Raw genomic sequence first — 14,406 nt, forward strand, 5'->3', positions numbered from 1 at the left:
GGATCACCGGCAGGCGTAGAAATAGGGTTTGTACGCGCAGATGTCCTGGAAGACGCCGTCGCCGTCGTAGGTTTCGCTGCGGTACGCCGGGATCGCGTGCACGGGCTCGCTGCGGTTGCTGGTATCGGTGGGAATTGCATGGGTGTCGTTGTATGTGCCGTTACCCGGGTGTGAATCACCGCGGGTGCTGTGGCCGACATCGGCCTGGGCTGTCGGTGCGGTCAGGGCGGCGGGCGCCAGGACGAGTGCGCCGGTCAGGGCGGCCGCCGCGGCGATTTTCTTCACCAGTCCATGGGTGCGAGCGATGATCATGGTCGTCTTCCGTTCCTCCGGGGCGGTACAGAACTCCTACGGCAAATCGTCATTTGTGGGGCCGTTGTTCTATGCGCCGCTGTGTAACGGTACGGTACACGAGTGTGTGGATATGCGCGCTGCGATTTCCCTTGGGTGGGAAGCAGACGTGCCGGGGCCCGTCGTATCGCTGCCGACGAGGCAAGGGAAGTGAGGTTGCGGCCGCGGCGGAAACCCGTCGCGGCCGCGAACACCTAGAGTCGGGGATCGACCGGTTCGGATTCGAGTGCCAACACCGCGAACACCGCCTCGTGCACCCGCCACAGCGGCTCTCCGGCCGCGAGACGGTCCAGCGCCTCCAAGCCCAACGCGTACTCGCGCAATGCCAGCGCCCGTTTCCGGCCCAGCCCGCGGGACCGCAGGCGATGCAGGTTCTCCGGTCGCAGATACTCCGGGCCGTAGATGATCCGGAGATATTCCGGCCCGCGACACTTGACACCCGGCTGCACGAGTCGGCCCACCGGTACGCCGTTGTCGCCGTTTCCCGTCACAACCGCACCTTCCCCGAGCAGTTCACCGCCGCCCAGCTGCTCGCCGGCGCTTACGTCCTCCTCGCGAGCCGGGACCTTGCCCGCGTTGCCCGTGGGGCCTGCGTCGGTCGTGGCCCCCACGGTGGCCGAGCCGACGGTGCCCGCCGCTGGTCCGCGCGACTTCTGCGCCGCGCGCACCAGGGCGTCCACCGGTTTCACCACCATGCCCTCCCCGCCGTCGCCGGTCAGCGACAGCCACCACGCGGTGGCGGCCGCCTCGCTGCCGGGAACGGTGAGGTCGACGGTCATCCGCCGGGTGGCGGACAGCAGATCCGGGTCCGCGGCGACCAGCCGGTCGAGTAGATCCAGTTGCCAGTGATGATCGCGCACGGCGTAATTCGCACGTTCACCGGCCAGCAGTCCGAACGGTGCGATCCGCAAACCGTCGAGCCCGTCGACGGGCCAGCAGTAACGACCGTATGCGCGGGTGAAGGCATCGATATCGGCGGACCGCCCGGCCATCCGGGCCTGCAGGTCACCGGTATCCTGGCCCCGGGCCGCCACCGCCGCCAGCACCTGGCCGGCCGTTTCGACCGAGGCCCGTGCCGCGGCGCCGACCGCCGCGTACTGATTGCGCAGCAGCTGTTGTGCCTTCGCCGACCACGGCATGATCTCGGTATCGAGCAGGAGCCAGCCGGTGCGCAGCTCGTCGAACAGTCCGGCGCTTTCGGCCGCCACGCGGATCCGGGCCAGCAGGGCTTCGGTCCGGTCGTGCTCGTCGAAGAACGGCCGTCCCGTGCGGGTGTAGATCATGCCGGTGCCGTGCGCTACGCCGAATCGTTCGGCGGCGGCTTCCGGGGAGCGAGCCACCAGCACCACCGCCCGCGACCCCATATGTTTCTCCTCGCACACCACCCGCGCCACGCCCGCATCGCGGAAGTACTCGAATGCCTGGGCGGGATGCTCCAGGTAGCCCGGCAATTCGGAGGTCGCACACGGCGCCATGGTCGGCGGCAGATAGACCAGCCAGCGCGGGTCCACGGCGAACCTGCTCATCACCTCGAGCGCCGCGCTCGCATTCTCCTCCTGGACCCCGACCCGCCCGTGGTGGCGGGTTTCGACCACGCGGCGGCCGAGCACATCGTCGAGATCGAGGATGCCGGGATCGCGGTGGGCGGGCCCATCGGCGGACGGACCGCCGCCCACCGGCGCCAGCGGGCGGACCGGTTCGTACCAGAGCTGCTCGGCCGGTACCGAAACCGTCTGCCGCTCCGGGTACCGCAACGCCGACAGTTGCCCACCGAAGACCACACCGGTGTCCAGGCACAGAGTGTTGTTCACCCAGCGCAGGTCGGCGACCGGCGTATGGCCGTACAGCACGATCGCCCGGCCGCGGTACTCCTCGGCCCAGGGGTAGCGCACCGGCAGGCCGAATTCGTCGGTTTCGCCGGTGGTCTCGCCGTACATGGCGAACGACCGGACGCGTCCGGAAGACCGGCCGTGATACTCCTGCTTCAGGCCGGCATGGGCCACGACCAGCCGGCCGCCGTCGAGTACGTAGTGGCTGATGAGCCCGCGGCAGAAGCCGAGTGCCGCCGCCCGGAATTCGTCGTCGGTCTCCGCGAGCTGAGCCAGCGATTCGGCCAGTCCATGGGTCGGTTTCACCTTCCGGCCGGACAGGGCGCGGACGAGTTTGCTCTCGTGGTTACCGGTGACGCACAGCGCGTCACCGGCGGTGACCATTCCCATCACCAACCGCAGCACACCCGGCGTATCGGGACCACGATCGACCAGGTCGCCCACGAAAACCGCGGTCCGGCCGCCCGGGTGGCAGGCGCCCACCGCCCGGCCCGCCGTATCCCGATCGATCCGGTAGCCGAGCGAAGTGAGCAGGGTTTCCAGTTCCGACCGGCAGCCGTGGATATCGCCGATCACATCGAAGGGGCCGGTGAGGTCGCGGCGGTCGTTCCACAGGCGTTCGTCCACGATCCGCGCCGCGGCGATCTCCTCGGCGCCGCGCAGCGTGTGTACCCGCCGGAATCCTTCGCGTTCCAGCCCGCGCAGCCCGCGCCGCAGCTCGCGCTGCTGGCGATGCACGACATGTGCGCCCAGTGCGGCGCGGTCCGGCCGCCGCGCGTTCCGTTCCAGGCAGACCGAATCCGGTACATCCAGCACGATCGCCACCGGCAGCACATCGTGGTCCCGGGCGAGCGCGACGAGTTCCCTGCGGGCGCCCGGCTGCACATTGGTGGCATCGACCACGGTCCGCAGCCCGCGCCGCAACCGCACCCCGACGATATGGTGCAGCAGCGCGAAGGCCTCCGGTGTCGCCGACTGGTCGTTCTCGTCGTCGCTCACCAGCCCGCGGCAGATATCGGAGGAGATCACCGACGTCGGCGGGAAATGAGTGCGGGCGAAGGTCGATTTGCCCGATCCGGTGGCACCGATGAGCACCACCAGGCACAGATCCGGTACGGCGAGATCGGTCACTGCGCGGCTCCTTCGGTTGCGTGGCGGGTGAACACCGCGAGCTGGGTCGGCGGACCGACCTCGGGGTCGGTGCTGCCTATCGGTGCGAAGCGGACCCCGTAGCCGTAGTGCCCGGCGATCCGCTGCGCCCAGGACCGGAACTCCGCCCGGTTCCATTCGAAACGATGGTCGCTGTGCCGGAACGCGCCCGCCGGCAGACCGTCGTACCGCACGTTGTATTCGGCATTGGGCGTGGTCACCAGCACCGCCTGCGGCGCCGCAGCGCCGAACACGACGTATTCCACCGCGGGCAGCCGCGGCGGATCGATATGTTCGACGACCTCCATCAGCACGGCCGCGTCGAACCCGCGCAGCGCGCTGTCGGTATAGGTGAGCGATCCCTGCCGCAGCGTCAGCCTGCGCGCGACCATGTCCGGCAGCCGGTCGAGCCGCAACCGGCGGCGAGCGATCGACAGCGCACGGGCGGAGACATCCACGCCCACGATCTCGCGGAAAGAACTGTCGCCGAGCAGGTCCCGCAGCAGGCCGCCCTCACCGCAACCGAGGTCGAGCACCCGGGCTGCCCCGGCCTCTCGCAGCGCGGCAACCACCGCCGCCCGCCGCTGTACCGCCAGCGACTGTGTGGGGGTGTCACCGTTCTCCCCCGCGGCCGTGGCCGAAATCAGGTCCTCGCAACGGGGGCGGCTCGTGTCGGAGACTGCCGTCGTACGCGCGGGCGCGTGGTCGCCCGGTGCGCCCACAGGAGTGTCTGTGACATCGCAAAGGGCGGCAACCACTTCCGGCGGCCTTTCGTCCGGTGTGGTGCCGGCCGGCACCGAGGTGGCCGGTGCCGGAGTGGTCGGTGCAGGGGCGGCCGGGGAGGAAGCAGTGGCCAGTGGTCCGGTGGCGTGCCGGACTTCGGCGTACGGCTCGGCCGTGGTCTCGTCCGCCTGGATCGCTTCATCGACGGCGCCGAGTTCCTCGGGTTCGGAGTTGTCCAGTTCGGCCAGCCGGGCCAGGGCTGTGCGGACCAGTGACTGGCGGCGGGCGAGGTAGCGGCGGGTGATCCAGCCGCGCTCCGGGTGGGCGGCCAGCCAGGATCCGCCCGCGCGGAGCAACTTGTCCACCTCGTCATTGTCGAGCCAGTAGTGCTTGGCGCCGTCGAGGACGGGCAGCAGCACGTAGAGGTGGTTGAGTGCGTCGGCCAGTCGCACCGTTCCGGTCAGTACGAGACGCAGATGTGCCGAATCACCCCACTCCGGGAACGCCGGATCGAGCGGTAGGGGTGTGGCATCCACCGACCAGCCGAGCGGGGCGAAGATCCGTTCGGCGAGATCGGGGCCGCCCCGGCAGCCGAGTGCCGGGAGTTCCAGCCGCAGCGGCAAGGGTGTGCGGGCCAGTTCCGGGCGCTGTGCGCAATCACCGCGCAGGGCGCTGCGGAAGACAGCGCCGATCGCCACCGACAGCAGCGAGGATGCGGCGTAGGGCCGGTCGTTGACGTACTGGCCGAGCGCGAACGCCTGCGGTCTCTTGCCTCGGCCGCGGACCAGCCGTACCGGGTCCACTTCCAGCAACAGTGCCGCGGTGCAGCGGTCGGTGGTGGCCTGCGGGTAGAGCACATGCGCGGTGCCGTAGGACAATGCGAATTCCTGCACCCGGTCCGGGTTCTTGTGCAGCAGGAACCCGAGATCGGTTGCCGGCGTGGCACTGCCCGCAACCGATGTGCAGGTGATCGTCAACAGCATGCTGCGATCGTTGCCGAGTCACACCGGTGCGGCAAGGCAGTTTCCCCCGGGCCGGCGCCGGTTCTACCCGGGTCGGCGCCGGTTCACGCGGGCCAGCGCCAGTCCGCGACCTCGGGGATATCCTCGCCGTGTTGCCGGGTCCAGGTCCGGGCCCGCAGCCGGGCGTCCACCATGTCCTGCCGCAACCCCGCCGCTTGCTGCCGTAGCGCCGGTACCCGGTCGATTACATCCATCACCAGGTGGTAGCGGTCGAGATCGTTGAGCATGACCATATCGAAGGGCGTCGTGGTGGTGCCCTGTTCCTTGTAACCCCGCACGTGCAGGCCGGAGTGATTGGTGCGGCGGTAGGTGAGCCGGTGGATCAGCCACGGGTAGCCGTGGAAGGCGAAGATCACGGGGGAGTCCCGGGTGAACAGGGTGTCGAATTCGCTGTCGGGCAGGCCGTGCGGGTGTTCCTCGGTGGGCAGCAGGCGCATCAGATCCACCACGTTCACCACCCGCACTCGTAACCAGGGTAGTTTCTCGCGCAGGATCGAGGCCGCGGCAAGAGTTTCCAAGGTCGGGACGTCGCCGGCGCAGGCGAGCACCACATCCGGCGTGGTCGCCGGTTCGTCGCGGTTGCCGGCCCATTCCCAGATCCCGATACCGCGGGCGCAGTGCAGCGCGGCGTCGGTGGCCGAGAGCCAATCCGGCTGCGGCTGTTTACCCGCCACCACCACGTTCACGTAGTGCCGCGAGCGCAGGCAGTGGTCGTATACCGAGAGCAGCGTATTGGCGTCCGGCGGCAGATACACCCGCACGATCTCGGGTTTCTTGTTCAGCACCACATCGAGGAAACCGGGATCCTGATGGGTGAAACCGTTGTGATCCTGCCGCCAGACGTGCGAGGACAGCAGATAGTTCAGGCTCGCCAGCGGCCGCCGCCATGGCACCTCGGCGCTGGCGTCGAGCCATTTGGCGTGCTGGTTGAACATCGCGTCGACGATATGGACGAAGGCCTCGTAGCAGGTGAAGACGCCGTGCCGGCCGGTCAGCAGATACCCCTCCAGCAGGCCCTGGCACATATGTTCCGACAGCACTTCGATGACCCTGCCGGTGCGGTCGAGTTTCACATCGTCGGGGCCGATCTCGGCCTGCCAGTTACGGCCGGTGACCGTGAGAATGTCCTGCAACCGGTTGCTGGCCAGTTCGTCGGGAGCGAAGGTGAGGAAGTTGTCCGGATTGAGTTCGGTGACGGCGCGGAGCCAGCCGCCCAGTACGCGGGTCGCTTCGTGGCCGGTACGTCCGGGTTCGGAAACATCCACCGCGTACTCGCGCCAGTCGGGCAGTCGCAGATCACGGACCAGTTCGCCCCCGTTGGCCACCGGGCTCGCACTCATCCGTTTCGCCCCCACCGGCACCATCCGGCGCAGTTCCGAGACCGGGGTGCCGGCCTCGTCGAACAGCTCCTCCGGCCGATAGGACCGCAGCCACTGTTCGAGCACCGCCCGGTGCCCGGCGTTCTGGCGGGCCGCGGGCAACGGCACCTGATGCGCGCGGAAGGTGCCCTCCACCGGCTCCCCGTCGACCTGTGGCGGCCCGGTCCAGCCCTTGGGGGTCCGCAGCACGATCATCGGCCAGTGCGGGCGGCTGGTATCGGTCCCGTCGCGGGCGGCGCGCTGGATCTGCGCGATCCGCTCCAGGCAGGCGTCCATGGCCGCGGCCAGATCCTGATGGACCTGCGCGGGGTCGCGGCCGGAGACGATCAGCGGCTCGTACCCGTTGCCCCGCAGCAGCGAACAGAGTTCGTCTTCCGGGATCCGGGCCAGCAGGGTCGGGTTGGCGATCTTGTATTCGTTCAGCGCCAGAATCGGCAGCACCGCGCCGTCGCGGGCCGGGTTCAGGAACTTGTTCGCATGCCAGCTGCCCGCCAGCGGCCCGGTTTCGGCCTCCCCGTCACCTATCACGCAGAACACCGTCAGATGCGGGTTGTCCAGGGCGGCACCGAATGCGTGCAGCAGCGAATAGCCCAGCTCTCCGCCCTCGTGGAACGAACCGGGTGTCTCCGGCGCGCAATGGCTGGGCACCCCGCCGGGAAAGGAGAACTGCGCGAACAACGCCCGCATCCCCTCCGCATCACGCGGAACATGACTGTAGAGCTCCGAATAGGTGCCTTCCAGCCATGCACACGCATTCGGGCCCGGCCCGCCGTGCCCGGGCCCGGCCACGAACACCGCATCCAGGTCGCGCGCCAGAATCGCCCGGTTCGCGTGCACCCACACCAGATTCAGGCCGGGGACGGTACCGAAATGGCCGAGCAGCCGCGGTTTGACATGTTCGGGTGCCAGCGGTTCGCGCACCAGTGGATTCGCCATCAGATAGATCTGCCCGACCGACAGATAATTGGCGGCCCGCCACCATGCGTCCAGGGTCTCCAGCTCGTCCGCATCGAGCGGGCCCCGCGCCGTCGCGGACAGGACATAAGGACGGGGTGCGATCGATTCGCCCCCGTCACCGCCCAGATTGTCGGCAGCGGTATCCCCACCTGCACTTGCCAACTGCGTCATACGCCGAACCTCCTGGAGGTCGTGGGTCGCGCCGGGCACTCCGCACGCCGGTGCGGACGCCCCCAACGATAGCTGGAGGTGTGCCGGCCTCGGGCCGGTTCTCGCGTGCGGGTGCCGCAGTAACGAGTCCTGTGCGTTTCACCCGCGGCATACCCACCGAACCGGTCGATAACCGAGGGGGTCGCCGAACACTGCCACGGCGTAGCAGCGCATCCGTGCCCGCCGGACCCGCGAGGACTATGTGAGCCGATAGCTCTCGCCTGCGGAGCGCCCGTGCGACCGGTCATGTGCCCGGCGCCGGGCCGGTCCGTCGGGTATGCGGCCTCCGCCGCGAGCCGCATACGACTGCTGATATCCCCGACGATTCGCTATTACGGCCCAGGTGCGGGCGGACCGCTGACAAGAGGCTGCGCACCCTGCGCCCGAGGGGCCGCGACCCCGCGCCGGCACCGCACCATAAGCTCGGCGGATGCAGATATTCGGCAGGATCATCGCCGTCGCCGCCGTGGGGGCGGCCGCGTTCGGACTCACCGCATGCGGTTCGGACGACGCTTCCGAGACCACCGCGACCTCCACGACCGCGGCGGCCGCTCCGCGGAGCGCGCCCGCGCAAGGGGCGCCCACCGCGTCGAAGGGCCGCGAATGCACGGCCGACGATATCGGCGTCACCGGTGGTTTCGGTGAGGTACCCGAGATCACCATCCCGGACGATTGTGATCCGCCGAAACAACTCGTCGTGAAGGATCTGGTTCCCGGCACGGGGCCGGGTGCGGCCGCCGGCGATCAGCTGACCATGAACTACGCCCTGGTCACCTGGTCGGACAAGCAGAAGCTGGATTCGTCGTTCGATCGCGGTGAACCCTTCGAGCTGGCCCTCGGCTCCGGCATGGTCATCCCCGGCTGGGAGCAGGGGCTCGAAGGAGTCCAGCAGGGCGCCCGCCGGCTGCTGATCATCCCGCCGGATCTGGGGTACGGCGCCGGGGGCAACGGGGTGGCGCCGAACGAGACACTGGTCTTCGTCACCGACGCCGTGGCGGTGCCCCAGGACTGAGCTGTGCTGGTGGGCGCCGGTGTGATCCACCCGCCCGCCGCCGGGAGGCCGCCAACCGCCTCCCGGCGTGCAGCCCACCCGACCCGGTCAACTACCCTGGTCGGGATGCGTATCCCGGGCGCGTGAAACCGCAGGTGCTCGCCGTTCCGGACGGTACGCCGGCGGCGCGTACCCGCGTGCTGTCGCCAGACCACGCGCCATCACCGCGTACCGGTACGGAACACGTGCCGGGCCGAGGTCAAGACGAACCGACGAGAACAAGGAGCATGTCCGTGAAGAGCACCGTCGAGCAGCTGAGCCCGACCCGGGTCCGGATCAATGTCGAGGTGCCCTTCGAGGAGCTGAAGCCGGACTTCGATCGCGCCTACAAGGCCCTGGCCAAACAGGTGCGCATTCCCGGCTTCCGTCCGGGCAAGGCACCGGCCAAGCTGCTCGAGGCGCGCCTGGGTCGCGGCGCGGTGCTGGAGCAGGTCGTCAACGATGCGCTGCCCGGTCGCTACAGCGAGGCCGTGACCACCTCCGAGGTGAAGGTCATCGGTCAGCCCGAGATCGAGATCACCAAGATCGAGGACGGCGAGGAGCTGGCGTTCACCGCCGAGGTCGACGTCCGCCCGGAGATCGTGCTGCCCGAGGACTACAGCAGCATCGCCGTCGCCGTCGATGCCATCGAGATCACCGATGAGGATATCGACGAGCAGCTGCAGTCGCTGCGCCAGCGGTTCGGGACCCTCGTGGGTGTCGAACGCGCGGTACAGGACGGCGATTTCGTCTCCATCGATCTGTCGGCCACCGTGGACGGCGAGGAGGTCCCGGAGGCGGCGACCACCGGGCTGTCGCACGAGGTCGGTTCGGGTCAGCTGATCGAGGGCTTGGACGACACCCTGCTCGGGATGTCGGAAGGTGAGTCCAAAGAGTTCACCTCCACCCTGGTCGCCGGTGACCATGCCGGTAAGGAAGCCGCCATCACCGTGACCCTCGGTTCGGTCAAGGAACGCGAACTGCCCGAGGCGGATGACGAATTCGCGCAGCTGGCCAGCGAATTCGACACCATCGACGAGCTGAAGGCCGATCTGCGCACCCGCGTCGAGCGGAACAAGAAGGTGCAGCAGGCCGGCGATATCCGCGACCAGGTGCTGGAGAAGCTCCTCGACACCGTCGAGGTGCCGCTGCCGGAGGCCGTGGTCAAGGCCGAGATCGACGCGGTCGAGCACGACGCCGTGCACGGTTTCGACCACGACGAGGAGAAATTCGCCGCGGCGCTGGAAGCCCAGGGCTCCAGCCGCGAGGAGTTCGACGCCGATACCAAGGAAGCCGCCGAGAAATCGGTGAAGACCCAGCTGCTGCTGGATGCCGTCGCCGAGGCCGAGGGCACCCAGGTCGGGCAGGAGGAGCTTACCGAGCGCATCCTGTTCCAGGCCCAGCGCTACGGGATGGCGCCGGAGCAGTTCATTCAGCAGGTACAGCAGGCCGGCCAGCTGGGCGCGGTCTTCGCCGATGTCCGCCGCGGCAAGGCACTGGCGGAGGTCGTCGGCAAGGTGACCGTCACCGACTCGGACGGCAACACCGTAGATACCGAGGAGATGTTCGGCAGCCCCGAGCCTGCCGAGGACGAGACCACCGAGGAAGCTACCGCGGAGACCCCGGAGACCGCGGACAAGGAGTAGCACCGACAAGCAGTACGGATCGGAAGCCCTGGGACCAGAGGCGGTGTCGGCAATCCAGAGAATGCACGGAAACTTTTCCCTGTCCTCGGTATGCCCACCTCCGCTTCCCCAGGGCTTCTCTTCTATTACCTCCCCCGTACTGCCCACCTTCCCGGGTGGGGCCCGCCCGGTTCTGGAGCGACGGAGCGGGGGAGCGAAGCGGAGGAGCGGAGGAGTGAAGAACCGGGCCCGTAAGGGCCCCACCCTCGAGGCGCGGAGCGCCTCCAAAATTACAGAGCATCGGCGGATCGTGGACCCGAGGCCGGAAGACCCGAGACCGAAGGGCAACGAACCATATGCCGTGTAATTGCGCTCTCAGCGAATAGGCGTGGGACCGGGAGTTCGGCCGCACCACCTTTCGTTAATGTTTGTGACAGCAACGAGCCGGCGAGAGAAGGCAGGTATCCGTGACAATCAACCAAGCCGAGGTCATGACAGCTCCGACCGCTGGGCTCAATCTCAGCGATTCCGTGTACGAGCGCCTGCTGCACTCGCGCATCATCTTCCTCGGTACCCAGGTCGACGATGACATCGCGAACAAGATCTGCGCGCAGCTTCTGCTGCTGTCGGCGGAGGACCCGACCAAAGATATTTCGCTCTACATCAACTCGCCGGGCGGGTCGGTGAACGCGGGTATGGCGATCTACGACACCATGCAGTTCGTCGAATGCGATATCGCGACCACCGCGATGGGGCTGGCCGCGTCCATGGGGCAGTTCCTGCTGACCGCGGGCGCGAAGGGGAAGCGTTATGCGCTGCCGCACACCCGGATCATGATGCATCAGCCGTCGGCCGGTATCGGTGGTTCGGCTGCGGATATCGCGATCATGGCCGAGCAGTTCGCTTACACCAAGCGTGAGCTGAACGAGTTGCAGGCGATGCACACCGGTAAGCCGGTGGAGCAGATCAACACCGATGCGGACCGCGATCGCTGGTTCACGCCCGATCAGGCGCTGGAGTACGGCTTCATCGACCATGTGGTCACGAGTGCGCGCCAGACGGGCGGCACAGGCGGCAACTAGGGCGGCGTTCGTGAACCCGGCCCGGGTGGCCGGCCGGGATTCGCGAATCCGTCCGGCGGACAGCTCACTCATAGACTTGGAGACGAATATGGCCAATCCGAACGTTGCACGCGCCGGTCTGGGCGGCCTCGCCCCGGCGGGCGCGCAGTCGCGCTACATCCTGCCGTCGTTCATCGAGCATTCGAGTTTCGGCGTCAAGGAATCCAACCCGTACAACAAGCTGTTCGAGGAGCGCATCATCTTCCTCGGCGTGCAGGTCGACGATGCCTCGGCGAACGACATCATGGCGCAGCTGCTGGTACTGGAATCGCTGGATCCCGATCGCGATATCACCATGTACATCAACTCGCCGGGTGGTTCGTTCACCTCGTTGATGGCGATCTACGACACCATGCAGTACGTGCGCGCCGATGTCGCGACCGTCTGCCTCGGCCAGGCGGCGTCGGCGGCGGCGGTGCTGCTCGCCGCGGGCACCCCGGGCAAGCGGGCCTGCCTGCCGAACGCGCGGGTACTGATCCACCAGCCGTCGGTCGAGGGCGGTATCCAGGGGCAGGTGTCGGATCTGGAGATCCAGGCCGCCGAGATCGAGCGGATGCGCCGGCTGATGGAGACCACGCTGGCCCGTCACACCGGCAAGGACGCGGACACCATCCGCAAGGACACCGATCGCGACAAGATCCTGACGGCCGAGGAGGCCAAGGAGTACGGGATCATCGATACGGTGTTCGACTACCGGAAGCTCAGCGCTCAGAAGTGAGCGCGGCCGGGGTCCGGCGCACCGCGATCGACCGCGGTACGCCGGACCGGCCGGGCCGCGGGACCCGGCCGCGCCGCTGCGGCGGCGAACGTGCGACACGCCCCGTACGGCCCGCGCGGTGGAAATCGCGCGACGACGCCGTATCCACGTGAAACCCCGCACAACCGCGATGAGAAACCTGCCCGAGTTGTCGACCCCGATCGCACACACCGGGTACGGTCAAACCCAGGGACCTTTGTTCCCGGTTGACAGCACCGCCCCTCGATCCGGGTGACAGCGCCGGATTTCGCTCCACTGCGGGCGCGGCCGGCTGACAGCTGGACGGATGGTTGCACGCGAACAAGGAAGTAGGGACCCACACGATGGCGCGCATCGGCGACGGCGGCGATCTGCTCAAATGCTCGTTCTGCGGGAAGAGCCAGAAGCAGGTCAAGAAGCTCATTGCGGGACCAGGGGTGTACATCTGCGACGAGTGCATCGATCTGTGCAACGAGATCATCGAGGAAGAGCTGGCCGAATCGAGCGAGGTCAAGCTCGACGAGCTGCCGAAACCGGCGGAGATCCGGGATTTCCTGGAGAACTACGTGATCGGCCAGGACACGGCCAAACGGACGCTCGCGGTCGCGGTGTACAACCATTACAAACGTATTCAGGCCGGAGACAAGGGCCGGGACGCGCGCGGGGAAAGCGTGGAGCTGGCGAAGTCCAATATTCTGATGCTCGGTCCTACCGGTTGCGGTAAGACCTATCTGGCGCAGACGCTGGCAAAAATGCTGAATGTGCCGTTCGCGATCGCCGATGCCACCGCCCTCACCGAGGCCGGCTATGTCGGTGAGGATGTCGAGAATATTCTTCTCAAACTCATCCAGGCCGCCGATTACGACGTCAAACGCGCGGAGACCGGCATCATCTATATCGATGAGGTCGACAAGATCGCGCGTAAGAGCGAGAACCCGTCGATCACCCGGGATGTTTCCGGTGAAGGTGTGCAGCAGGCCCTGCTGAAAATTCTGGAGGGTACGCAGGCGAGCGTGCCGCCGCAGGGCGGCCGCAAGCATCCGCATCAGGAATTCATCCAGATCGATACGACCAATGTGCTGTTCATCGTGGCGGGCGCGTTCGCCGGTCTGGAGAAGATCATCTCCGATCGCACGGGTCATCGCGGGATCGGTTTCGGTGCCGAGGTGCGGTCGAAGGCCGAGATCGATACCACCGATCATTTCTCCGAGGTGATGCCGGAGGATCTGATCAAATTCGGTTTGATTCCCGAGTTCATCGGCCGGTTGCCGGTGGTCGCCTCGGTGACGAACCTGGACAAGGATTCGCTGGTCAAAATCCTGTCCGAACCGAAGAACGCACTGGTGAAGCAATACATCCGGTTGTTCGAGATGGACGGTGTGGATCTCGAGTTCACCCGTGACGCGCTCGAGGCCGTGGCGGATCAGGCCATTCTGCGGGGCACCGGGGCGCGCGGCCTGCGCGCCATCATGGAAGAGGTGCTGCAGCAGGTGATGTTCGATATCCCGAGCCGCGACGATGTGGCGAAGGTCGTCGTGGACGCGGATACCGTCAACGACAATGTGCTGCCCACGATCGTTCCGCGTAAGCGCGAGCGTGCGGAGCGGCGCGACAAGTCGGCCTGACGCCCGAACGCAACCGTTCCGAGGCCGGTTCCGGCCTTCTCGGCGGCGTATGCGCTGTATGGTCGTCACCACTCGACATTCGTGCGATGTAGGAGCGGTTATGGCGACACAGCTGCTTACCTGGGATTCACGGCGCGAGCGATGTGAAGACATCCCGGCGCCCGCACGGTTCGGCCGGGCGGGCGCCGTTTTATGTGTACTGGCAGCGGCCCTGACAGCCGCCGTACTCGGTGCCCCGCCGGCCGCCGCCACCGTGACCCAGGTCAGTGTCACCCCGGATCTGAACGTCGGGATCCGCACGAACTACGGCACCGGCTGTAGTTACACCCTGCGGGCCCGGCTCAGCGAGGCGGTGACCCCGGTGACGTTCTACGACAACGGCATTCCGATCGCCACCGTGCCGCCCGCGGGCGGCGGGCTGGCGCTGATCAACTGGGTGCCCGCCTACGAGGGCGATCACACCCTGCAGGCGGCCCAGCCGGGCGGCGGCCCCGCCCCGTCGGTGCAGGTGTTCGTCGGACGCGGCGCACATATCGGTTATGCGTGCTGGGTGATCTGACAGAGCCCTGCGTGGTGACGCTTCGCTACCGCCTCCGGGCCTGACCGCTCAGGCTGTGTCCATGGGGCATGAGCGGGGCCCTGCGTGGTC

At 67.6% G+C, this 14,406-nt stretch carries 10 protein-coding genes; 6 read left to right on the forward strand and 4 right to left on the reverse strand.

Translation table 11 applies throughout. From position 1 onward, the window contains the following. Nucleotides 1-3 precede the first annotated feature (3 nt). From ACFWPH_RS22685 to ACFWPH_RS22700, 4 genes are all read right to left on the reverse strand, one after another. A complete protein-coding gene (locus ACFWPH_RS22685; protein WP_378754065.1) occupies nt 4-312 on the reverse strand; it encodes a hypothetical protein in 309 nt (102 codons plus the stop codon). Nucleotides 313-545: 233 nt separating this feature from the next. Further along, nucleotides 546-3,311, reverse strand: coding sequence for a polynucleotide kinase-phosphatase (locus ACFWPH_RS22690; protein WP_378754067.1), 2,766 nt, complete (start codon nt 3,309-3,311; stop codon nt 546-548). Further along, entirely contained in the window at nt 3,308-5,035 is a 1,728-nt protein-coding gene (locus ACFWPH_RS22695) for a 3' terminal RNA ribose 2'-O-methyltransferase Hen1 (protein ID WP_378754069.1), read from the reverse strand. Before ACFWPH_RS22695 ends, ACFWPH_RS22690 begins: the two co-directional genes overlap by 4 nt. An 83-nt stretch (nt 5,036-5,118) precedes the next feature. Continuing rightward, entirely contained in the window at nt 5,119-7,581 is a 2,463-nt protein-coding gene (locus tag ACFWPH_RS22700) for a phosphoketolase (RefSeq protein ID WP_378754071.1), read from the reverse strand. A gap of 469 nt (nt 7,582-8,050) precedes the next feature. Here ACFWPH_RS22700 and ACFWPH_RS22705 point away from each other — a divergent pair, with 469 nt between their 5' ends. The 6 genes from ACFWPH_RS22705 (at nt 8,051) to ACFWPH_RS22730 (ending at nt 14,316) form a co-directional block, all read left to right on the forward strand. Next, nucleotides 8,051-8,632, forward strand: coding sequence for an FKBP-type peptidyl-prolyl cis-trans isomerase (locus tag ACFWPH_RS22705; RefSeq protein WP_378754073.1), 582 nt, complete (start codon nt 8,051-8,053; stop codon nt 8,630-8,632). Between the two features lie 272 nt (nt 8,633-8,904). Then, on the forward strand, nt 8,905-10,296 hold the full coding sequence (gene tig, locus ACFWPH_RS22710; protein WP_378754075.1) for a trigger factor: 1,392 nt from the start codon (nt 8,905-8,907) through the stop codon (nt 10,294-10,296). A 470-nt stretch (nt 10,297-10,766) separates the two neighbouring features. Further along, the gene (locus ACFWPH_RS22715) at nt 10,767-11,357 is read left to right on the forward strand and encodes an ATP-dependent Clp protease proteolytic subunit (protein ID WP_378754251.1); all 591 of its coding nucleotides are present in this window, start codon (nt 10,767-10,769) and stop codon (nt 11,355-11,357) included. A gap of 88 nt (nt 11,358-11,445) precedes the next feature. Next, nucleotides 11,446-12,114 carry an ATP-dependent Clp protease proteolytic subunit gene (locus ACFWPH_RS22720; RefSeq protein ID WP_280420323.1) on the forward strand — a complete coding sequence of 223 codons (669 nt, stop codon included), beginning with the start codon at nt 11,446-11,448 and terminating at the stop codon, nt 12,112-12,114. 362 nt (nt 12,115-12,476) lie between these two features. After that, nucleotides 12,477-13,757 carry an ATP-dependent Clp protease ATP-binding subunit ClpX gene (gene clpX / locus ACFWPH_RS22725; RefSeq protein WP_280418567.1) on the forward strand — a complete coding sequence of 427 codons (1,281 nt, stop codon included), beginning with the start codon at nt 12,477-12,479 and terminating at the stop codon, nt 13,755-13,757. Between the two features lie 100 nt (nt 13,758-13,857). Next, nucleotides 13,858-14,316 (forward strand): hypothetical protein, encoded by a 459-nt coding sequence (locus ACFWPH_RS22730; protein ID WP_378754078.1) that lies wholly within the window; start codon nt 13,858-13,860, stop codon nt 14,314-14,316. Nucleotides 14,317-14,406: the final 90 nt, after the last annotated feature.

Origin of the sequence: Nocardia sp. NPDC058499 (assembly GCF_042719915.1) — a bacterium.
Classification (GTDB): Bacteria; Actinomycetota; Actinomycetes; order Mycobacteriales; family Mycobacteriaceae; genus Nocardia.